This is a genomic window from Variovorax sp. CCNWLW186, assembly GCF_037203865.1.
GTDB lineage: Bacteria > Pseudomonadota > Gammaproteobacteria > Burkholderiales > Burkholderiaceae_C > Variovorax.
In genome coordinates, this window is record NZ_JBBCBO010000038.1 from 1 (window position 1) to 21,075 (window position 21,075).

General features: G+C 67.2%; 18 protein-coding genes. 12 read left to right on the plus strand and 6 right to left on the minus strand.

The features are described from left to right. Window positions 1-112: 112 nt before the first annotated feature. Window positions 113-991, minus strand: coding sequence for a GNAT family N-acetyltransferase (locus V9K97_RS26465; protein WP_258505664.1), 879 nt, complete (start codon window positions 989-991; stop codon window positions 113-115). A 497-nt stretch (window positions 992-1,488) separates the two neighbouring features. On the opposite strand from V9K97_RS26465, the gene V9K97_RS26470 reads away from it, so the two are divergent. From V9K97_RS26470 to V9K97_RS26520, 11 genes are all read left to right on the plus strand, one after another. Then, a complete protein-coding gene (locus V9K97_RS26470; RefSeq protein WP_258505663.1) occupies window positions 1,489-2,154 on the plus strand; it encodes a haloacid dehalogenase type II in 666 nt (221 codons plus the stop codon). A 27-nt stretch (window positions 2,155-2,181) separates the two neighbouring features. Beyond that, window positions 2,182-3,474 carry an NAD(P)/FAD-dependent oxidoreductase gene (locus V9K97_RS26475; RefSeq protein ID WP_337321765.1) on the plus strand — a complete coding sequence of 431 codons (1,293 nt, stop codon included), beginning with the start codon at window positions 2,182-2,184 and terminating at the stop codon, window positions 3,472-3,474. Between the two features lie 82 nt (window positions 3,475-3,556). Next, complete coding sequence (locus V9K97_RS26480) at window positions 3,557-5,179, plus strand: ABC transporter substrate-binding protein (RefSeq protein ID WP_337321767.1); 1,623 nt, start codon at window positions 3,557-3,559, stop codon at window positions 5,177-5,179. A 40-nt stretch (window positions 5,180-5,219) separates the two neighbouring features. Further along, window positions 5,220-6,176 carry an ABC transporter permease gene (locus V9K97_RS26485; protein WP_258505661.1) on the plus strand — a complete coding sequence of 319 codons (957 nt, stop codon included), beginning with the start codon at window positions 5,220-5,222 and terminating at the stop codon, window positions 6,174-6,176. Window positions 6,177-6,190: 14 nt separating this feature from the next. Continuing rightward, complete coding sequence (locus V9K97_RS26490) at window positions 6,191-7,096, plus strand: ABC transporter permease (RefSeq protein ID WP_337321770.1); 906 nt, start codon at window positions 6,191-6,193, stop codon at window positions 7,094-7,096. Further along, window positions 7,096-8,745 (plus strand): ABC transporter ATP-binding protein, encoded by a 1,650-nt coding sequence (locus V9K97_RS26495; RefSeq protein WP_337321772.1) that lies wholly within the window; start codon window positions 7,096-7,098, stop codon window positions 8,743-8,745. Before V9K97_RS26490 ends, V9K97_RS26495 begins: the two co-directional genes overlap by 1 nt. Next, window positions 8,742-9,833: a tartrate dehydrogenase gene (locus V9K97_RS26500; protein ID WP_337321773.1), complete on the plus strand. Its 1,092-nt coding sequence runs from the start codon at window positions 8,742-8,744 to the stop codon at window positions 9,831-9,833. The genes V9K97_RS26495 and V9K97_RS26500 overlap by 4 nt, the downstream gene beginning before the upstream one ends. A 38-nt stretch (window positions 9,834-9,871) precedes the next feature. After that, window positions 9,872-11,350, plus strand: coding sequence for an NAD-dependent succinate-semialdehyde dehydrogenase (locus V9K97_RS26505; RefSeq protein WP_337321775.1), 1,479 nt, complete (start codon window positions 9,872-9,874; stop codon window positions 11,348-11,350). Between the two features lie 192 nt (window positions 11,351-11,542). Then, entirely contained in the window at window positions 11,543-11,920 is a 378-nt protein-coding gene (locus V9K97_RS26510; protein ID WP_337321777.1) for a c-type cytochrome, read from the plus strand. 39 nt (window positions 11,921-11,959) lie between these two features. Continuing rightward, the gene (locus V9K97_RS26515) at window positions 11,960-12,433 is read left to right on the plus strand and encodes a (2Fe-2S)-binding protein (RefSeq protein ID WP_258505656.1); all 474 of its coding nucleotides are present in this window, start codon (window positions 11,960-11,962) and stop codon (window positions 12,431-12,433) included. A 13-nt stretch (window positions 12,434-12,446) separates the two neighbouring features. Next, entirely contained in the window at window positions 12,447-14,699 is a 2,253-nt protein-coding gene (locus V9K97_RS26520; protein WP_337321778.1) for a xanthine dehydrogenase family protein molybdopterin-binding subunit, read from the plus strand. Window positions 14,700-14,743: 44 nt separating this feature from the next. On the opposite strand, the gene V9K97_RS26525 is transcribed toward V9K97_RS26520, so the two are convergent. From V9K97_RS26525 to V9K97_RS26545, 5 genes are read right to left on the minus strand one after another with little or no spacing between them, the layout of a single operon-like run. Beyond that, a complete protein-coding gene (locus V9K97_RS26525; RefSeq protein ID WP_337321780.1) occupies window positions 14,744-15,748 on the minus strand; it encodes a tripartite tricarboxylate transporter substrate-binding protein in 1,005 nt (334 codons plus the stop codon). Between the two features lie 52 nt (window positions 15,749-15,800). Continuing rightward, on the minus strand, window positions 15,801-16,673 hold the full coding sequence (locus tag V9K97_RS26530; protein ID WP_337321781.1) for an HpcH/HpaI aldolase/citrate lyase family protein: 873 nt from the start codon (window positions 16,671-16,673) through the stop codon (window positions 15,801-15,803). After that, window positions 16,670-17,851 (minus strand): CaiB/BaiF CoA transferase family protein, encoded by a 1,182-nt coding sequence (locus V9K97_RS26535; protein WP_337321783.1) that lies wholly within the window; start codon window positions 17,849-17,851, stop codon window positions 16,670-16,672. Before V9K97_RS26535 ends, V9K97_RS26530 begins: the two co-directional genes overlap by 4 nt. A 19-nt stretch (window positions 17,852-17,870) precedes the next feature. After that, on the minus strand, window positions 17,871-18,779 hold the full coding sequence (locus V9K97_RS26540; protein ID WP_337321785.1) for an FAS1-like dehydratase domain-containing protein: 909 nt from the start codon (window positions 18,777-18,779) through the stop codon (window positions 17,871-17,873). Between the two features lie 9 nt (window positions 18,780-18,788). Further along, window positions 18,789-19,760 (minus strand): tripartite tricarboxylate transporter substrate binding protein, encoded by a 972-nt coding sequence (locus V9K97_RS26545; RefSeq protein WP_337321787.1) that lies wholly within the window; start codon window positions 19,758-19,760, stop codon window positions 18,789-18,791. Window positions 19,761-19,865: 105 nt separating this feature from the next. Between V9K97_RS26545 and V9K97_RS26550 the strand changes: the two genes are divergently transcribed. Beyond that, the gene (locus V9K97_RS26550) at window positions 19,866-20,774 is read left to right on the plus strand and encodes a LysR family transcriptional regulator (protein ID WP_337321789.1); all 909 of its coding nucleotides are present in this window, start codon (window positions 19,866-19,868) and stop codon (window positions 20,772-20,774) included. Window positions 20,775-21,075 lie beyond the last annotated feature (301 nt).

Here is a 21,075-nt window from a genome sequence, read left to right on the forward strand (position 1 = left end):
CGAAATAAAGGAGGAGGCCGCAGGCCGGGGGACATTCGCGGAGCAAGGTACCCCGTCGGCGGGTGCGCCGCCCTGAAGACGGCGCGCAACACCCAACGCGAAGACCCGAAACCTAGCCCACAGCCTGCGTAACGATGGCAAACAACGAGGGCGAACCCACAGGCACAGCAGGCGCCTCACCCCGCACCATCGTTGTCGGCGCATCCACGCGCAGCAGCCCGATGCTCTCGAGCCATTCGGCCAGCCCGCTGTCGAAGTCGATGTCGATGCGCGTGAAGTTGCCGGCGTTCAACCCCGCAAGGTGCGCAATCAACGCCTTCGCGCCCTCGGCATCTGGCGCGACCACCGGCCCGATGGAATGGCCGCGGCCAAAGCGCCGCAGCATGGCAAAGCCTTTCGGCTCGTTGTCATGGTCGAGCACCACGCAGGCGTCGGCGGTTTGCAGCAGCTCGGCAATCAGCGCGTCGCGCGGCATGCCTCGTGCCGCCGCATCGAGCGATTGAAGCGCGGGCAATTCGTTGAGGCCCGCGGGCCGCAGACGCCAGCCGGGCTGCAGCGCAATCAGCGGTGCCGGCTGTGCAAGGCCCTGGTGCTGCCGCATCTCGCCGGTGCGCACAAAGCCGAGCCGCTCATAAAGCCCCCGCCCCTCAGCCGTGGCATGCAGCAGCACCGTGCGATCATCCAGTCCGTCGAGCAATGCGCTCATGAGCCGGTGCCCGATGCGGCGGCCCTGGCAGGCGGGCGAGACGATCACCAAACCTATGGTGGCGTGGGTCTTGCCCCATAGCCAGCGCAAGCCCGTGGCAATGAGTTCGCCGTCGCGCTCGGCAGCAACGCCTTCGGCATGCGAGAACATCTGCTCCCAGTCGGCGGGACGGTGCGGCCAGCGCAGTTCGGCCGAGAGCGCATGCGCATGCGGAAGGTCGGCGGCCGTCATCGGTCTGAGCACCACGCCGTCCATGGCGGGTGCGTTCGAAATGGGTTCAGGCATAGGGAAAACTCTCGGTTTCAGCGGAATGGCGCATCCATCTTGGACGACATTGCGGCCCCGCACCAGACCGAAATCAGCCCGTTTCGCAACTTGCAAGCTTCGGTTGCAGAGCACCCCGGTTTTGCAATTCGCTGCGGCGCAGCGCCTGCATACGCACACAAATGCTGAGCCATCGTGCCTAGGATCGACCGCCACTTCCTTGCCACCTACGCCATGCACGCCCTTTCATCGGCCAAGCTGATGCGCGCTTCAAAAGCGTGCCGATCGGCTTTGCCGCGACGCACCACGGTGCATGGCCGCACGCACGCAGGGCACACCGCACGCCATGCCGTCGCCGGCATCGCAAACCGCAGCTTCGTTTCGCCAGGCGCCGTTTTTCCCTACATACCTCGAGCGAGTGCGTGCTGCAATCGCTTCGTAATGACTTCGTAATGACTTCGTAATGACTTCGTAATGAGTTTGTCGCATTTGCCACCCCTTGAACAGGAACCGAGACCATGACTTTCCGTCCCAAATACGTGACCTTCGACTGCTACGGCACCCTCACCCGGTTCCGCATGAAGGAGCTGACCGTCGACCTCTTCGCCGACCGCATCAAGCCCGAGCAGATGGACCAGTTCGTCACTGACTTCACGGCCTACCGCTTCGACGAAGTGCTGGGCGCGTGGCAGCCCTACGAGGTGGTGCTGAAGAATGCAGTGCGCCGCCTGTGCAAGAAATGGAAGATCCAGTACTTCGACAGCGACGGCCAGAAGTACTACGACGCCGTGCCCACCTGGGGCCCGCATGACGACGTGGCCGCGGGCCTTGCCAAGGTGGCCAAGGAAATTCCGCTGGTCATTCTGTCGAACGCATCGGACGACCAGATCCAGAAGAACGTCGCCATGCTCGGCGCGCCGTTCCACCGCGTGTACACCGCGCAGCAGGCCCAGGCCTACAAGCCGCGCCTGCAGGCCTTCGAATACATGCTCGATTCGCTCGGCTGCAACCCGGAAGACGTGCTGCACGTGTCCTCCAGCCTGCGCTACGACCTGATGTCGGCCGACGACATCGGCATTGTCAACAAGGTGTTCGTGAACCGCGGCCACGGCCCGGGCAACCCGGCCTACCGCTACACCGAGATCAAGGACATCGGCGGCCTGCCCGGCGTCGTCGGGCTCTGATCCTTCTAGATTGAAACGCCCCACGCCATGAAGCTCGACTCCTACTGGACCGATTCCGCGCCGGCCTTCGCACCCGCAGTGCATGCACTGCCGGCGCAGGTCGATGTCGCAATCGTGGGCGGCGGCTTCACGGGCCTTTCGGCGGCGCTGGCGCTCGCCAAGCGCGGCGCCCGGGTCGCGGTGCTGGAGGCCGGCACGCGCGTGGCGGCTGAAGCATCGGGGCGCAATGGCGGCCATGTGAACAACGGGCTGGCGGTGGACTATGCCGATGTGGCCGCCAAGGTCGGCATTGAAAAGGCCCGCGCCTGGTACCGTGCCTACGACGATGCGGTGGACACCGTGGCGCGGCTGGTGCGCGACGAAGCCATCGACTGCGACTTCATGCGTCACGGCAAGCTGAAGCTCGCCACGCGCGCCAACCAGATGGCTGCGCTCGCACGCAGTGCGCAGCGCCTGATCGGCGACGGCGTGGACACCGATGTCGAAGTCCTCGATGCGGCGCAGGTGCGCAGCGAGGTGCAGAGCGAGCGCTTCCATGGCGGCCTGCTCTACAAGCGCAGCGGCCAGATGCACATGGGCCGCTTCGCCCAGGGCCTGGCCGCGGCCGCGCAGCGCCACGGCGCGCAAATCCACACCGGCACCGCCGTGAACCGCATCGAACGTTTGGGCCAGGGCCATGCGCACCGGCTACACACCGCCGGCGGCACCGTTACCGCGCAGCAGGTGCTGCTGGCCACGGGCGCCACGCGGCATGGCGGCTATGGCAGCTTCGGCTGGCTGCGCCGGCGCATCGTGCCGATCGGCAGCTTCATCGTGGTCACCGAGCCGCTGGGCGCGGAGCGCGCGCAGGCGCTGCTCGCGGCCCGGCGCACCTACACCACGGTCGCGAACATTCATCACTACTTCCGGCTCACGGCCGATCACCGGCTGGTGTTCGGCGGCCGCGCGCGCTTCTCGGTTTCCAGCCCGCAGGCCGATGCCGCCAGCGGCGAGATCCTGCGCGCCGGGCTGGCCGAAACCTTTCCGCAGCTCGGCGCCGTACGGCTGGACTACTGCTGGGGCGGACTCGTCGACATGACGCAAGACCGCCTGCCTCACGCCGGCGAGCGCAATGGCCTTTACTACGCCATGGGGTACAGCGGCCACGGCACGCAGATGTCGGTTCACATGGGCGAGCGCATGGCCGCCGTGATGAACGGCGACGCCGGCGCCAACCCCTGGCAGGGCCGCGACTGGCCTGCCATTCCCGGTCACATCGGACCGCCCTGGTTCCTTCCGGCGGTCGGCTTCTATTACTCGCTCAAGGACAAGCTGGCCTGAGCGCCGCGCGAGCCCGTCGTTTTCGTTCCGTGTTTGTTTGTTCTTCAACCATCAGTCATCGGCTTCACAGGAGTACCCCACCATGAGCGACAGCAGCAACAAGAGGTTCGAAAACCTCGTCGGTCCCGGCGAAAGCCTTCGCGTGATGGAGTCGCTCAAACGCGGCGCATCGCGCCGCGACATCCTGGAGATGCTGATGGCAGGCGGCATGCAGGCCACGCTCGCCGGCAGCCTTGCCGGCATGGCGGTGTCCGCCCACGCGCAAACGCCCAGGAAGGGTGGCCGAATCCGCGTGGCGGGCGCCACTGCCGCCGCCACCGACACGCTCGATCCGGCCAAGCAGTCGAACCAGACCGACTACTCGCGCTGCAACATGATCTACAACGGCCTGACCTCGCTGGACGCCAGCCTCACGCCGCAGCCCGCGCTGGCCGAATCGTTCACCACCAAGGACGCCAAGACCTGGGTCTTCACGCTACGCAAGGGCGTGACCTTTCACGACGGCAAAGCGCTCGCGCCCGCCGACGTGGTGTTTTCGGTCATGCGCCACAAGGATGCGGCCACCGCCTCCAAGGCCAAGATCCTTGCCGACCAGATCGAAAGCGCCAAGGCCACCGGCCCGAGCGAGGTGACCTTCGTGCTCACCGCGCCGAACGCCGACCTGCCGGTGATCCTGGGCACCTTCCACTTCCACATCGTCAAGGAAGGCACCACAGACTTCAATGCCGGCATCGGCACCGGTCCCTACAAGCTCAAGGAATTCAAACCCGGCGTGCGCTCGCTCATGGTGCGCAACGACGCCTACTGGAAGCCCGGCAAGCCCTACCTCGACGAGATCGAGTTCGTGGGCATCGGCGACGAGAGCGCGCGCGTCAACGCGCTGCTCTCAGGCGGCCTGGACCTGGTCGGCTCGGTCAACCCGCGTTCGGTGGCGCGCGTGAAGGACACGCCCGGCTTCGGCATATTCGTCACCCAGTCGGGCCAGTACTCCGACCTGGTGATGCGCAAGGACGTGGGCCCCGGCGCCAACCCGGACTTCGTGCTCGGCATGAAGCATCTGTTCGACCGCGAGCAGATGAAGAAGACCATTGCGCTCGACTACGCGGTGGTCGCCAACGACCAGCCCGTCGACCCGACCAACCGTTTCTACTTCGCCGGCCTGCCGCAGCGCCCCTTCGACCTCGACAAGGCGAAGTTCCACCTGCAGAAGTCCGGCATCACGGGCAAGGTGCCGATGGTGGCGTCGCCCGCGGCGCTGTACTCGGTGGAGATGGCCTTGTTGCTGCAGCAGACGGCGCAGCGCGCGGGGCTGGAGATCGACATCAAGCGCATGCCCGCCGACGGCTACTGGTCGAACCACTGGCTCAACAGCCACGTGGGCTTCGGCAACGTGAACCCGCGCCCGAGCGCCGACGTGCTGCTGACGCAGTTCTTTCAGTCGGGTGCGGCATGGAACGAATCGCGCTGGAAGAGCGAGAAGTTCGACCAGCTGCTGCTGGCTTCGCGCGCCGAGACCGACCTGGCCAAGCGCAAGCAGATGTATGCCGACATGCAGACCATGATCCACCAGGACGCCGGCATCGGCATTCCGCTGTTCCTGTCGAGCATCGACGGCCACAGCTCCAAGCTCAAGGGCCTGTCGCCCATCCCGCTGGGCGGCCTCATGGGCTACAACTTTGCCGAGAACGTATGGCTGGAGGCATGACACGTCCGCGGCCGTTCGCCTCGTCTCAAGGAGCATCGACATGAACCATGTGATCCTGAAGCTTCTGGCCCAGCGCATCGCGTTGGCGCTGTTGTCGTTGCTGGCGGTGTCGGTGGTCGTGTTCTCGATCACCGCGGTGCTGCCCGGCGATGCCGCGCAGGAGCAGCTCGGCCAGGACGCCACGCCCGAAGCCGTGGCCGCGTTGCGCGCCCAGATGGGCCTGGACGTGCCCGCACCCGAACGCTACGCCAAGTGGCTCGTCGGCATGCTCAAGGGCGACCCCGGCCGCTCCGCGACCACGCAGATGCCGGTGGCCGAGCTGGTCGCCAGCCGCCTGCCCAACTCGCTGCTGCTGGCCGCCGTCACGGCGCTGTTCTCGGTGCCGATTGCGCTGGCGCTGGGCATCGCTTCGGCGGTGTGGCGCGGCTCGTGGTTCGACCGTGCGGCTTCGACGACGGCGGTGGGCGTGGTGTCGGTGCCGGAGTTCCTGGTGGCAACGCTGGCGGTGCTGGTGTTCGCGGTCAAGCTGCGCTGGCTGCCGGCGCTCTCGTTCGTCAACGACATCGAGTCGCTGGGCCAGCTGCTGCGCGCGTTTGCAATGCCGGTGCTGGTGCTGTGCTGCGTGATCGTGGCGCAGATGATGCGCATGACGCGCGCCGCGGTCATCGACCAGCTTGAGGCGCCCTACATCGAGATGGTGCGGCTCAAAGGCGCCTCGCCGATGCGCATGGTGCTGGCGCACGCGCTGCCCAATGCGGTGGGGCCGATTGCCAACGCCGTGGCGTTGAGCCTGTCGTACCTGCTCGGCGGCGTGATCATCGTCGAGACCATCTTCAACTATCCGGGCATCGCCAAGCTGATGGTCGACGGCGTCTCGCAGCGCGACATGCCGCTGGTGCAGACCTGCGCCATGATCTTCTGCTGTGCCTATCTGATCCTGGTGACGACGGCCGACATCTTCGGCATTCTCGCCAACCCGCGGCTGCGGCACCGCTGAAGGAAGGAAGCTTCATGGAAACGTCCACAACTTCAACGGTCGCGAGCGCCGCGGCTTTGCTGGCGCCAGTTCCCCAAGAACGCCGGGGCGGGCCTTTGCGCTGGCTCGCCGGCTTCGGCCCATCCGGCCTGCTCGGTCTTGCGGTGCTGCTGTTCTGGCTGCTCGCAGCGCTGCTCGGCCCCTGGATGCTCTCGCACGGCACGGCGGCCGCGGGCACGTCGAACGTCTTCGAGCCGATCAGCGTGAAACACTGGCTGGGCACCGACTACCTCGGCCGCGACATGCTGGCGCTCATCATCGAGGGGGCGCGCTACACGATCGGCGTCGCGCTGCTGGCCACGCTGCTCGCCAGCGGAACCGGCACCGTGCTGGCGCTCTTGGCCGCCGCCACCGGCCGCTGGATCGACGCGGTGCTGAGCCGCGGCCTCGACACGCTCACTGCAATCCCGAGCAAGATGTTCGCGCTCATCATGGTGGCGGGCTTCGGCTCCTCGGTGCCGATGCTGGTGGCCACGGCGGCCATCATCTACGTGCCGGGAGCCTACCGCATGGCGCGCTCGCTGGCGGTCAACATCAACGCGCTCGACTACGTGACCGTGGCGCGCACGCGCGGCGAAGGCACGCTCTACATCATGCTGCGCGAGATCCTGCCCAACATCCTGGGCCCGATGCTGGCCGACCTGGGGCTGCGCTTCGTCTACGTGGTGCTGCTGCTGGCGAGCCTGAGCTTCCTGGGCCTGGGCATCCAGCCGCCGGCGGCCGACTGGGGCTCGCTGGTGCGCGAGAACATCGGTGCGCTGGCCGTGGGCGGCGCCTCGGTGATCGTGCCGGCGCTGGCCATCGCGAGCCTGACCATCGCGGTCAATCTCGTCATCGACAACCTGCCCGGCCGTGCCGCGCGCGAAAGAGGAGCACGCTGATGGGCGCACCACTCACTGTCCAGGGCCTGCACATCGTGGCGGGCAACAGCACGCTGGTCGACAACCTGAGCTTCTCGGTGCAGCCCGGCGAAGTGCTGGCGCTGATCGGCGAATCGGGTTCCGGCAAGACCACCACCGCGCTCGCGCTCATGGGCTATGCACGCAGCGGCTGCCGCATCTCGGCCGGCCGCGTGCAGATCGGCGACACCGACGTGCTCGCGCTCAACGCGGCTCGGCAGCGCTCGCTGCGCGGCCGCACGGTCTCGTACATCGCGCAGAGTGCGGCCGCTTCGTTCAATCCCTCGCGCACGATCATGGACCAGGTGGTCGAACCGACCGTGATCCACGGCCTGTGCAAACGGGCCGAGGCCGAAGCGAAAGCGGTGCAGCTGTTCCGCGAACTGGCGCTGCCCGATCCCGAAAACATCGGCGCACGCTATCCGCACCAGGTCTCCGGCGGCCAATTGCAGCGGCTGATGGCGGCCATGGCGCTGATCGGCGACCCCGACCTGGTGATCCTCGACGAGCCGACCACCGCGCTCGACGTGACCACGCAGATCGAGGTGCTGCGCGCCTTTCGCCGCGTGGTGCGCGAGCGGCGCGCCACTGCCGTGTACGTGAGCCATGACCTCGCCGTGGTGGCGCAGATGGCCGACCACATCCTGGTGCTGCGCAACGGCAAGATGAGCGAGCTGAACGCCACGGAGCAGATTCTTTCCGCCCCGGTGGACGACTACACCAAGAGCCTGTTGGCGGCGGCGCGGCCCGCGGTGCGCGCCTCGGGCCAGGCCTCGGGCGATTCGGCGCTGCTGCTGCACGTGAACGAGCTTTCGTGCGGCTACGGCGCGGTGGACTCCAAAGGCCAGCCGGCCAAGCTCATCCTCGAAGACATCAACCTCAAGCTCTATCGCGGCCAAGCCATCGGCGTGATCGGCGAATCGGGCTCGGGCAAGACCACGCTCGCGCGCGCCGTTGCGGGCCTGCTGAAGCCCTGCCACGGCAGCATCATGTTCGACGGGCATGCGCTCAAGCCCACGCTGCAGCAGCGCACTCCAGAGGAGCTGCGCCGCATTCAGATCGTGTTCCAGATGGCCGATACGGCGCTGAACCCCTCGCAGACCATCTGGCGCATCCTGGCGCGGCCGCTGCAGTTCTACAAGGGCTTGCGCGGCGAACCGCTCAAGCAGCGCATCTTCGAGTTGCTCGACCTGGTGAAGCTGCCGCGCACGGTGGCTGACCGGCTGCCGGGCGGGCTCTCGGGCGGGCAGAAGCAGCGCGTGAACCTGGCACGTGCGCTGGCGGCCGAGCCCGACCTCATCTTGTGCGACGAAGTGACCTCTGCGCTGGACACCGTGGTGGCGGCGGCGGTGCTCGACCTCATGGCCGAGCTGCGGCGCGAGTTGGGCGTGTCCTACCTCTTCATCAGCCACGACCTGCACACCGTGCGCTCGGTGTGCGACGAAATCGTGGTCATGCAGCACGGCCACAAGCTCTCGCAAGTGGCGCGCGCCGACTACGACCGCGGGCCGCACCACCCCTACTACCAGCTGCTCGCGCGATCGGTGCCCGAACTGCGCCGCGGCTGGCTCGACGACATGGACCACGCGGCCGCGGCAGCAGCCCACGCCAACAGGGAGATACACGCATGATCCCCACGTTCCGGATTGCGCTGATTGCCGGCGACGGCATCGGCAAGGAAGTGATGCCCGAAGGCCTGCGCGTGGTGCTGGCCGCTGCCGAGCGCTTCGGCTTCGAGCTCGATTGCCGCACCATAGCCTGGGCCGGCTGCGACTACTACGCCGAGCACGGCCAGATGATGCCGGACGATTGGAAGGAACAGCTGCGCGGCGTGGACGCCCTGTACTTCGGCGCGGTCGGCTGGCCCGAGACCGTGCCGGACCACGTCTCGCTCTGGGGATCGCTGCTCAAGTTCCGCCGCGAGTTCGACCAGTACATCAACCTGCGCCCGGTGCGCCTGTTCGAAGGCGTGCCCTGCCCGCTGGCCGGCCGCAAGCCCGGCGACATCGACTACCTGGTGGTGCGCGAGAACACCGAGGGCGAATACACCTCGCTTGGCGGCGTGATGTACGAAGGCACCGAGCGCGAGATCGTGATCCAGGAATCGGTGTTCTCGCGCCACGGCACCGACCGCGTGCTGCGCTACGCCTATGAGCTTGCCGAAAGCCGTGCGCGCAAGCACCTGACGGTGGCCACCAAGAGCAACGGCATCGCGATCAGCATGCCGTGGTGGGACGGCCGCGCCGATGCCATCGGCCGCGACTACCCCGAGGTGACGGTCGACAAGCAGCACATCGACATTCTCTCGGCGCGCTTCGTGCTGCAGCCCACGCGCTTCGACGTGGTGGTGGCGAGCAACCTGTTCGGCGACATCCTCTCCGACTTGGGCCCAGCCACCACCGGCACGATCGGCCTTGCGCCCTCGGCCAACCTCAACCCCGACCGCAAGTTTCCCTCGCTCTTCGAGCCGGTGCACGGCTCGGCGCCCGACATCTACGGCCAGAACATCGCCAACCCGATCGCAATGATCTGGTCGGGCGCGCTAATGCTCGACTTCCTCACGCAGGGACAAGGCGCTGGCCGCGCCGCGCATGACGCCATCCTCGGCGCCATCGAGGCGGTGCTGCGCGACGGACCACGCACGCGCGACCTGGGCGGCACGGCCTCGACCACGGAGCTGGGCATGGCCATTGCCGAGCGTGTGTCCGCAGCAGCCTGAGCCCGACCCGCCAAAACCTCTCAAGAACTTTTCAGACCATGCCACTCACCCTCCAACGCCAAGACCTGCTTCCGGCCCGCCAACTCATCGGCGGCGAATGGCGCGACGCCAGTGATGGCCGCCGCCTCGATGTGACCGACCCCGCCACCGACGGCGTCTTTGCGAGCGTGCCCGACGGCACGGCCGCCGATGCGCGCGCCGCGGTGGCGGCCGCCCGCGCCGCCTTCCCCACGTGGCGCGCGGTGCCCGCCAAGCAGCGGGCACAGATTCTCAAACGCTGGAACGACCTCATGCTGGCGCACCAGGAAGACCTGGGCCGCCTCATCTCGCGCGAGCAGGGCAAGCCGTTTGCCGAGGGCCGCGGCGAAGTGGCCTATGCGGCCAGCTACGTCGAGTGGTTCGCCGAAGAAGCCACGCGCGCCAACGGCGACGTGATTCCCGCGCCGGTCACGGGTCGCCGCATGCTCGCGCTGAAGGAGCCCGTGGGCGTGGTCGCCGCAATCACGCCGTGGAATTTTCCGGCCGCGATGATCGCGCGCAAGATCGCGCCGGCCCTGGCCGCGGGCTGCACCGTGGTGTGCAAGCCGGCCGAAGACACGCCGCTCACCTCGCTCGCGCTGGTGAAGCTGGCTGAAGAAGCCGGCGTGCCGCCGGGCGTGCTCAACATCGTGACCGCTTCGCGCGAGCGCACGCCTGAAGTGGTCGACGTGTGGCTGGCCGATTCGCGTGTGCGCAAGATCAGCTTCACCGGCTCCACGCCAGTGGGCAAGCACCTGGCGCGCGCTTCGGCCGACACGCTCAAGAAGCTGTCGCTCGAGCTCGGCGGCAATGCGCCTTTCGTCGTGTTCGAAGATGCCGACGTCGATGCCGCGGTCGACGGCCTCATGGCCGCCAAGTTCCGCAACGGCGGCCAGACCTGCGTGAGCCCGAACCGCGTGTTCGTGCACTCGAAGGTGCACGACGCCTTCGTCGACAAGCTGGCAGCACGCGTGGGCGCGCTCAAGGTCGGCCCCGCCACCGAGCCCGATTCGCAGATTGGCCCGATGATCAATGCGCGCGCTGTCGAGAAGATCGAGCGCCATGTGCGCGACGCCGTGTCTCGCGGCGCGCGCGTCGTGGTGGGCGGCGAGCGCCTGCGTTCGGCGCGCTGCAACGGCCCCAACTACTACGCACCCACGGTGCTGGTGAATGCCGATTCGTCCATGGAATGCAGCTGTGAAGAAACCTTCGGGCCCGTGGTGCCGGTCACGCGCTTCGACACGGAGGCCGAGGTCATCGCCGCCGCGAACGACACGCCCTTCGGCCTGGCCGCCTACTTCTATTCGAACGACGTGCGCCGCATCTCGCGCGTGGCCGACGCGCTCGAATCCGGCATCGTCGGCATCAACGAAGGCGCGCTGGCCGCCGAGGCCGCGCCTTTCGGCGGCGTGAAGGAGTCGGGCTACGGCCGCGAAGGCTCGGTTCACGGCCTCGACGACTACATGCACACCAAATATCTCTGCCAGGGCGGCCTTTGAGCGTGCTCCCGCGGGCGGCCTCGGCGCGCCCGCGGAATTGACCTTGGGGCCTCCCGGCCCCGTGGCTCGGCCTTGCATTTTGAAGTTCAACTTCAAAAGGCATGCTGTATTGGCCACTATCTCTTTCAGACCCTCGTCTCTAAAGTCGCGCAACACACGATGAGCGCCGCAACACAAGGGGCCTGAAGAGAAATGAACGAAGACCGGAAACCGCAACGCGGCCCTGGCCGCACCACCGCCATCCCGCGCGCCTTGCTCGCTTCGCTCGTGGCTGTGCCGTGCATTGCCGCAGGCATTGCCTGGCCCGCTCCTGCCGCGGCCAGCCAGGCATTGGCCCAAAAGTACGCATGCGTTGCATGCCACCAGGCCACGGTAAAAGTGGTGGGCCCCTCCTGGAAAGACATCGGCGCAAAGTACGGCGACGGCAAGGGAACGGCCGCGCAACTGGCCGCAAGCATCAAGGCCGGCAGCTCCGGAAAGTGGGGGTCGATGCCGATGCCCGCGCAAGCACAGGTTCCCGATGCCGACGCACAGTTGCTCGCGCAATGGCTGCTCGACGGCGCCAAGTAGTCACAAAAAATCATCCCCCCACCTTGCGGAGAAAAGAACATGAGCGCGCTCCACGTCAATGGCCGTGAACACACGGTCGACGCCGACCCCGGCACCCCCATCCTCTGGGCCCTGCGCGACACGCTGGGCATGACCGGCACCAAGTTCGGCTGCGGCGCCGCGCTGTGCGGCGCCTGCACCGTGCACCTGGACGGCCAGGCCATCCGCTCGTGCATCACGCCGATTTCTGCGGCCGAAGGCAAGAAGATCGTCACCATCGAAGCCGCCACCGACGGCAGCGACCGCGTGGGCGCGGCCGTGCACGCCGCATGGGTCAAGCACGACGTGGCGCAGTGCGGCTACTGCCAGAGCGGCCAGATCATGAGCGCCACGGCATTCATCAAATCGCTCCCGCCCGGCAAGCAGCCGAGCACCGACGAGATCGACTCGGCCATGGCCGGCAACATCTGCCGCTGCGGCACCTATGCCCGCATTCGGGCCGCGGTGGCCGATGCCGCCAAGACCCTCGCCTGAAGGAGCACCCGACATGTTGTTGCCCACCCATATCGATCCGAGCGAACTGCCGCGCGCCCTGCAACGCTTGCTGGCCGCAAGCCAGCCTGAAGGCGCCGCCGCCCTGCCCCGCCGCAGCTTCCTGAAGCTGGCCGGCGTCGGCGGCTTGGCGATCGGCGCGTTTCCCCACATGGCCATGGCGCAGGCCGACGGTGCGGCCAAGCCGGCCGGCGGACTCAAGCCGACGCAGCAGCCGCTTGCCTTCGTGCAGATTGCCCGCAACGGCGAAGTCACCGTGACCCACAACCGGCTCGAATTCGGCCAGGGCGTGCAAACGGGCCTGCCGATGATCCTGGCCGAAGAGCTCGATGCCGATTGGAGCCTGGTGCGCAGCAAGAGCGGCACCAACGATGCCGCCTATCACGACCCCATCTTCGGCATGCACCTGACCGGCGGCTCCAACTCCATCAAGAACAGCTTCACGCAATACCGCGAACTCGGCGCCCGCGCTAGGGCCATGCTGCTGTCTGCCGCGGCCGCGCGCTGGAACGTCGACGTGGCCACGTTGCGCACGCAGGCCGGTATGGTGCTGGGTCCGGGCGGACGCAAGCTGGGCTATGGCGAACTGGCTGAGGCCGCCATGGCCCTGCCGGTGCCCGAGAAGGTCACGCTGAAAGACCCGAAGGATTTCAAGATCATCGGCCGCCCCACCACGCGGCTGGATGCGCGTGCCAAGAGCAGCGGCCGGCAAGACTTCGGCATCGACGTCAAGCAGCCAGGGCAACTCACCGCGGTGGTGGCCCATCCGCCGGTGTTCGGCGCGCGGCTGAAGTCGGTGGACGACAGCGCGGCGCGCGCAGTCAAGGGCGTGAAGGCGGTGCTGCGCGTGCCGCTCGATCGCGGCGCGGAAGGCGTGGCGGTGGTGGCCGACGGCTACTGGTCGGCCAAGCTGGGCCGCGATGCGCTGAAGCTGCAGTGGGACACCTCCGCCGTCGAGAAGGTCGACAGCGAAAAGCAGCTGGTGCAGTACCGCGAACTGGCCACCAAGCCCGGCCCGCGCAAGTTCGACGCCGACATGGCACCGCTGGCCAAGGCGCCCAAACAGCTCGAAGCCGAGTTCGTGTTCCCCTACCTGGCCCATGCGCCCATGGAGCCGCTGAACTGCACCGTGAAGCTGTCGGCCGACCGCGCCGAGCTCTGGGTCGGCACGCAGAGCTCCGGACTGGACGCCGCCGCGGCGGCACGTGTGCTCGGCCTCAAGCCCGAACAGGTGAGCGTGCATGTGCAAATGGCGGGCGGCGGCTTCGGCCGGCGCTTCGTGGGCTCGAGCGACTATGTGGTCGAGGCCTGCCAGATTGCCAAGGCCGCGCGCACCGCGGGCCTGACTGCGCCGGTGCGCCTGCTGTGGAGCCGCGAGGACGACATCAAGGGCGGCTACTACCGCCCCATGCACCTGCACCGCGCCCGCATCGGCTTCGACGAGCGCGGCAAGGTGCTGGCGTGGGACCACGTCATCGTGGGCCAGTCGATCCTCACGGGAACGGTGTTCGAGTCGTTCCAGGTCAAGGACGGCATCGACGCTTCGGCCACCGAAGGCATGCGCGAACCGTATCCGCTGCCGATGCGCTTGACCGTGCACCATCCCAAGGTCAACGTGCCGGTGCTGTGGTGGCGCAGCGTGGGTTCCACGCACACCGCCTTCGTAATGGAAACGCTCATCGACGAAATCGCGCACAGCACAAAGCAAGACCCTGTGGCCTACCGCATGCAGCTCTTCGGAGACAAGCACCCGCGCCATCGCGCCGCGCTGCAGCTGGCGGTCGACAAGAGCGGCTACGGCAAGAAGCAATTGACACAGGGCCGCGCCTGGGGCGTGGCGGTGCACGAATCCTTCCAGTCGGTCGTGGCCTATGTGGTGGAAGCTTCGGTCAAGGACGGCCAACCGGTGCTGCACCGGGCGACCGCCGGCGTGCACTGCAACCTGGCCGTCAATCCGCGCAGCGTGGAGGCGCAGGTGCAGGGCGCCGCGGTCATGGGCCTGTCGATGTGCCTGCCGGGCGGCGCCATCACGCTGAAGGACGGCGAAGTGCAGCAGAGCAACTTCGGCGACTTTGCCGTGCCCCGCATCACCCACATGCCGGAGTTCGAGGTGCACGTGGTGCCCAACGCCGATGCGCCCACCGGCATCGGCGAGCCCGGCCTGCCGCCGCTGGCGCCGGCGTTCGCCAACGCCCTCGCGCGGCTCACAGGCAAGCCGCTGCGCCAGCTGCCTTTCAACTTGGCGTAACGTTGCGGGGCCGGCCTGCCCCGCCAGTGCCGATCAATCGTTCGTCAATCCGCCTGGACGCCCGCCGCGCGAATCACTTTGCCCCACTTCTCGGTTTCGGCCGCGAGGTGGGTGCGCAGGGCTTCGGGCGTGACCTTGTCCATGGGCACGGCCTCGGTGCTCAGTTCGGCGAAGCGGTGCTTGACCATGTCGTCCTGCAGCGCCGCACGCAGTGCAACATTGAGCTTTTGCATGACGGCCGGTGGCGTGCCCTTGGGTGCGTAGATGCCGTGCCACACCTTCACGTCGAATCCCTTGAGCCCCTGCTCGTCCAGCGTGGGGATGTTGGGCATGCTCGACAGCCGCTTGGGCGTGGTCACGCCGAACACCTTGACGCGGTTGCCGTCCTTGATGACCGGTGCGGTCTGCGTGGTCTGGTCGCACAGCAGGTCGACCTGCCCGCCCATGAGGTCGTTGAGCGCAGGGCCGGCGCCCTTGTAAGGCACGGTGGTGAGCTGCACGCCGATCTGATGCGCCAGAAGCATGCCGCACAGCTGCGACACGGCGCCGATGCCGGCGTTGGCGAGCGTGACCTTGTCCTTGTTGGCCTTCACATAGGCCAGCAGTTCCTGGAAATTGTTGGCCGGAAAGTCCTTGCGCGAAAGCAGCGTCATCGGCACGTCCATCACCTGCCCGACGTATTCGAAGTCTTTCAGCGGGTCGTAGCTGAGCTTCTTGTAGAGCGCGGGCGCGGTCGCCATGCCCATGTGATGGATCAGGATGGTGTAGCCGTTAGGCGCCGCCTTGGCCACGCGCCCGGGCGCGATGGTGCCGCCCGCGCCCACGGTGTTCTCGACGATGACAGTCTGCCCGAGCGACTTGCCCATGGGAATCGCCAGCATGCGCGCCACCACGTCGGTGGGGCCGCCGGCTGAATACGGCACGACCATGGTGATGGGCTTGTCGGGCCAGGGTGCCTGTGCGGTGGCCGGCGTTTGAGTTGCCAGCAGGCAGGCGCCCAGCGATGCCGCGAGTGCGACCCGTGTTTTCCAGTTCTTCGTTGCTTTCACTTCGTTGTCTCCTTGAGGTTATTGATCTGGTATGTCCGAAGCCCCGCCGCCTTCAGGGCGGAGCTTGCGATTCGAGTGCCAGCAGGCGCTCTGCGAGCCGCACCACGGGCGCGTCGACCATGCGCCCGTCGAGGCTGACGACGCCGCCGCCCGCGGCCTGGGTTGCATCCACCACGCGGCGCGCCCATGCGAGTTCGTCCGCGCTTGGGCCGAGCGCGGCATGCACGGGCGCGACCTGGTCTGGGTGAATGCAAAGCTTCGCGCCGAAGCCGCCGCGCCGGGCGCGTGCCGCGTCGTTGGCGAGCCGCGCCGCATCGCGCCAATCGGGCGTGACGCCGTCGATGGGTGCCGCAAGCCCGGCTCGGCGCGAGGCGAGCACCAGTGCCAGGCGCACGGGCACCAGCTCAGCTTCGTCCGCATCGCAGGCAAGCCCCAGGTCGGCCTGGAAATCGAGATTGCCGAATGCGAGCCGCAGCACCTGCGGCGCCGCCGCGAGTTCACGCGCGGCTTCCAGGCCCGCGGCCGATTCGATCAACGGCACGATCAGGCTTTTCAGTCCGAGGGCGGCAGAGAGCCGCTGCAGGTCGGCCGCACGCTCGGCCTTCGGCAGCATCACGCCGGCGATCAGGCCTTGAGCGGCGAGTTCGCTTACCTCGGCCAGGTCGTTGTCGTGCCATGGCGTGCCGCAGGCGTTGATGCGCACCAGCAGGCGCTGCTGCTGCGCCACGCTCAAGGCAGAGAAAGAAGCCCTCAGCTGCGCACGCGCCTCCGACTTTCGATCGGGCGCAACGGCGTCTTCCAAATCGACGATCACGCCGCCTGCGCCGCTGGCCAACGCGCGCGCATGGCGCTCGGGCCGGTCCGCAGGCACGAACAGGAAGGTGCGAGCCAACGCCAGCCGCGAGTTCGCATCTATCGCGCTCACACCGCCCCCGCTTCTCGCAGGGCAGCAATGTCGGCATCGCTCCGGCCCAGGTTGCGCAGAATGGATTCAGTGTGCTCGCCCACGGCGGGCACCGGGTCCATGCGGTAGTCGAACGCGCTCTGGCGGCCCGCTGGCAGCAGCGCCGGAATAGCGCCGGCCGGCGACCCCACCTGCCGCCACCGGTCGCGCGCCTGCAATTGCGGATGCGCCCACAGCCCCGCCATGTCGTTCATGCGCGCATTGGCAATCTGCGCGGCATCGAGACGCTCGAGCACCTGTGCAGTGGCAAGCGCGGCAAAGGTCTCCACGATGATCGCGCGCAGCGCATCGCGGCTCTCGTTGCGCCGTGCATTGCTGTCGAAGCGCGCGTCGGTGGCAAGCCCCGACTGCAGCAGCACCTTCTCGCAGAACACGCGCCATTCGCGTTCGTTCTGCAGGCCCAGCATCACCGTGCCGCCGTCGCCGGCAGGGAACGGGCCGTACGGATAGATGGTCGCGTGCGATGCGGCGCTGCGCGGCGGCGGAGGTGCGCCGTCGTAGGCGTAGTACATCGGGTAGCCCATCCACTCGGCGAGCGACTCGAGCATGGACACGTCGATGTGCGAGCCCTTGCCGGTCTTGCCACGCTGCAGCAGCGCCGCGAGGATGCCGGTGTACGCGTACATGCCCGCCGCAATGTCGGCGATGGAATTGCCCGACTTGCATGGATCGTCCGGCGTGCCCGTCACCGACAGGAAGCCCGCTTCGCTCTGTATCAAGAGGTCGTAGGCCTTCTTGTCGCGGTACGGGCCGTCTTCGCCATAGCCCGAGATGTCGCACACGATGAGCCGCGGATGCTTCGCCTGCAGCGCTTCGGCGCCGAGGCCCATGCGCGCGGCCGCGCCGGGCGCGAGGTTCTGCACCAGCACGTCGGCATCGGCCACCAGCTCCTGCAGCACCGCGAGCGCGCCGGGCTGCTTGAGGTCGAGCGTGAGGCTTTCCTTCGAGCGATTCACCCACACGAAGTGCGAGGCCTCGCCGCCCACGCGTGCGTCGTAGGCGCGCGCGAAGTCGCCCACGCCGGGGCGCTCCACCTTGATGACGCGGGCGCCCAGATCGGCCAGCTGCCGGGTGCAGAACGGTGCCGCGATCGCGTGCTCGAGCGAAACGACGGTGATGCCGTCGAGGGGTCTTGTCATTCGCTTTTTCTCCCTGTGTTCATGCGAGCACGGCCGTGGCCTGCATCGTGAGCCAGCCGTCGGCGTCTTCGCCCCACAAGCTGAAAGTCTTGCCGCCGGTGCTGCCTTCGGCCGGCTTGCCGTGCACGCGGAACGGCGCGATGTCGAAGGTGGGCCGCACCGCGCGGAATTCGAAACGCGCGAGCTGCGCGCCCGGCACGTTCCGGCGCAGCAGGTCGACCAGCAGCGTGGCGATGAGCGGGCCGTGCACGATTAGGCCCGGGTATCCCTCGACCTGCGTCACGTAGCGGCGGTCGTAGTGAATGCGGTGGCCGTTGAAGGTAAGCGCCGAGTAGCGGAACAGCAGCACGTCGTCGGGCACGATCTCGCGGCTGAAGGCGGCGTCTTTGGGCGCGGGTGTGGGAGGTGGCGTTTTCTCGTCGGGCGCGGCCGCGGCGCGGTAGACGATGTCGTGCTCTTCGGTGAGCGCAAGGCCACGCGCGTTGCGCACCTCATGGCGCACGAGCACGAACACCAGCTCGCCGGTGCGGCCAGCCTTGTGCGTGACGGAAGCGATGGTCGAGGTGCGCTCGACCGTGTCGCCGACTTGCAGCGGATTGCCCTTCTCCCACACCAGCCGTCCGCCGGCCCACATGCGGCGCGGCAGCGGCACGGGCGGCAGGAAACCGCCGCGCTTTGCATGGCCGTCTTCGCCGATTTCGGATTGGCGATGGTGCGGCAGAAAGTAGAGCCAGTGCCAGAGTTCGGGCAGGCGAGTGCCGGCGCCAGGAAGCGGATCGTCACGGTCCAGCGTGGCGGAGAGTGCGCGCACGGGCGCGGCGGTGACTTCGTCGGCCAGCGTTTCGCTGCGGCCTTGCCATGCCTGGAGCTTTGCCAGCGTGTCGCCGCCGATCGGGCGGGAGGAATTCTCTGGGGCGTGATTGCTCATGGTTCTTTTTCAGTCGACCGCCGCACCAGATGCCTTGACGATGCGCGCCCATTTGGCGAGGTCGTCCTGCAGCAGCTTCGAGAATTGCTCCGGCGTGGTGGACGCCGCTATCTCGACGCCCTGCTGGTCGAGCTTGTCGCGCAGGTCCTTGGCGGCCAGCGCCTTGCGCGTGGCGTCCTGCAGCGTGGCCAACACGTCGGCCGGCACGCCAGCGGGCGCGAACAGGCCGATCCACAGCGTGCCGTTGTAGCCCGGCACCGCCTCGGCGATGGTGGGCACGTCGGGCAGTACCGGCGAGCGCTTGTCGCCGCTCACGGCCAGCGCGCGCAGCTTGCCCGCCTTGATGTGCGAAAGCGCTGAAGGCAGGCTGGCAAAAACGATGGGCAGTTGCCCGCCGAGCACGTCGTTCAGCGCAGGCGCCACGCCCTTGTACGGCACGTGCTGCAGGGAAATGCCGGCCATGCTGTTGAGCATTTCGCCAAGCAGATGGTTGAGCGTGCCGTTGCCGGCGGAGGCGTACTGGTAGTTGGCGCCCTTCTCCCGCGCGAGCTTCAGGAACTCATTGAAGTCCTTGGCCGGAAAAGAAGGGTTGACCAGCAGCACGTTGGGCACCGCGCCAATCAGGCCCACGGGCTTGAAATCCTTCACCGGATCGAAGCCCGCGTTCTTGTAGAGCGCGGGGTTGATGGCCTGGCTGCTGCTGATGGTCATGAGCAGCGTGTAACCGTCCTTCGGGCCCTTGGCGACCAGCTGCGTGCCGATGTTGCCGCCGGCGCCAGGTCGGTTGTCGACGACCACACTGGCATTCATCACCTCGCCGATCTTCTGACCCACGAGGCGGCCGACGATGTCGTTGGTGCCGCCCGCGGCCTGCGGCACGATGAGCGTGACGGGGCGCGAGGGGTACGGCTGCGCGGTTGCAGGGCCTGCGGCAATCAATGCGGCGGCGAACGAAAGAAGGGCCAGTGCGCGAAATCTCATGTCTTTGTCTCCATGGCCGCATGGTGTTCCGCCCTACCCCCGCGCGCAATCTGCGATTTCGGAACCCAGCCTTCTGATTTACCGAAGGCTTGGGTACGATGGCCTATGCTTTTCGACCTGACCGACCTGCGCCTTTTTGTTGCCACGGCCGAACTCGGCAATCTCACGCGCGCGGCCGAGCGGCAGCACCTGTCGCTTGCGGCGGCCAGTGCACGCATCAAGGCGCTCGAAACGCAGGCGGGCCTGCAATTGCTGCAGCGCGAGGCACGCGGCGTGCGGCTTCTACCTCCGGGCGAAGCCTTCTTGCACCACGCCCGCCTGGTACTCCACCAGACCGAGCAGTTGCGCGCCGATCTGCTCGAATACGGCGGCGGCCTGCGCGGCCATTTGCGCGTGTTCGCCAACACCACGGCGGTGACCGATTTCCTGCCCGAAATATTGCCCGGCTTCCTTGCGCACAACCCGCGCATCAACGTCGACCTTCAGGAAAAACCGAATGCTCAGATCCCGCGTGGCGTGCTCGACGGCCGCGCCGACATCGGCATCGTGGCCGGCCGCGTCGACACGTTGGGCCTTGAAGCCATCCACTTCAGCACCGACCGGCTGGTGCTCGTCACATCCCGCAAACACCGCTTCGCAAAGCGCCGAAAGATTTCATTCGCCGAGACGTTGGACGAAGACGCGATCGGCATGCAGCAAGGCAGCACCTTGCAAACTTTTCTTGCGCAAATTACGGACAACCTCGGCAAGCGGCAGAAGCTGCGCATCCAGCTGGGGAGCTTCGACGCGATGTGCCGGATGATCGGCAGCGGCGTGGGCATTGGCGTGGTGCCGGAATCGGCGGCACGGCGTAACCAGGAGAGCATGCAGCTCGCGCTGATCGACCTGAGCGATGCGTGGTGTGTGCGGGAGCGGTACCTGCTGGTGCGAGACCAGGCGGCGTTGCCGATCTATGCACAGGCGCTGGTCGAAACGCTGTGCCGGCACTATGCGGGTGAGCAGACTGCTGTTTGACTGAATTCCGGCTCCGCGGGCCGATAAAACAAGGACTTGCGAGCGGATTGTGAAGAAGCCGGTGCCGTCCCCATTTTCCGTGGACAACTTTGGGGATAACTGATGTGCTTCCTTGTAAACGCGATTTAAGTCGTTGTTTTATAAGGAGAATAGTCAGTTTGCTGAAAATTTGGGCGGTGAACAAGGTGGCGTCTGCTGTTCGGGCGTCTGGTGTTCAGGGCCGCTGTTCAGGGCGTGTGCAAAGGCCACCGGGTACTCCCCTCCGCGAATGTCCCCCGGGGCTGCGCCCCTCCTCCTTTAT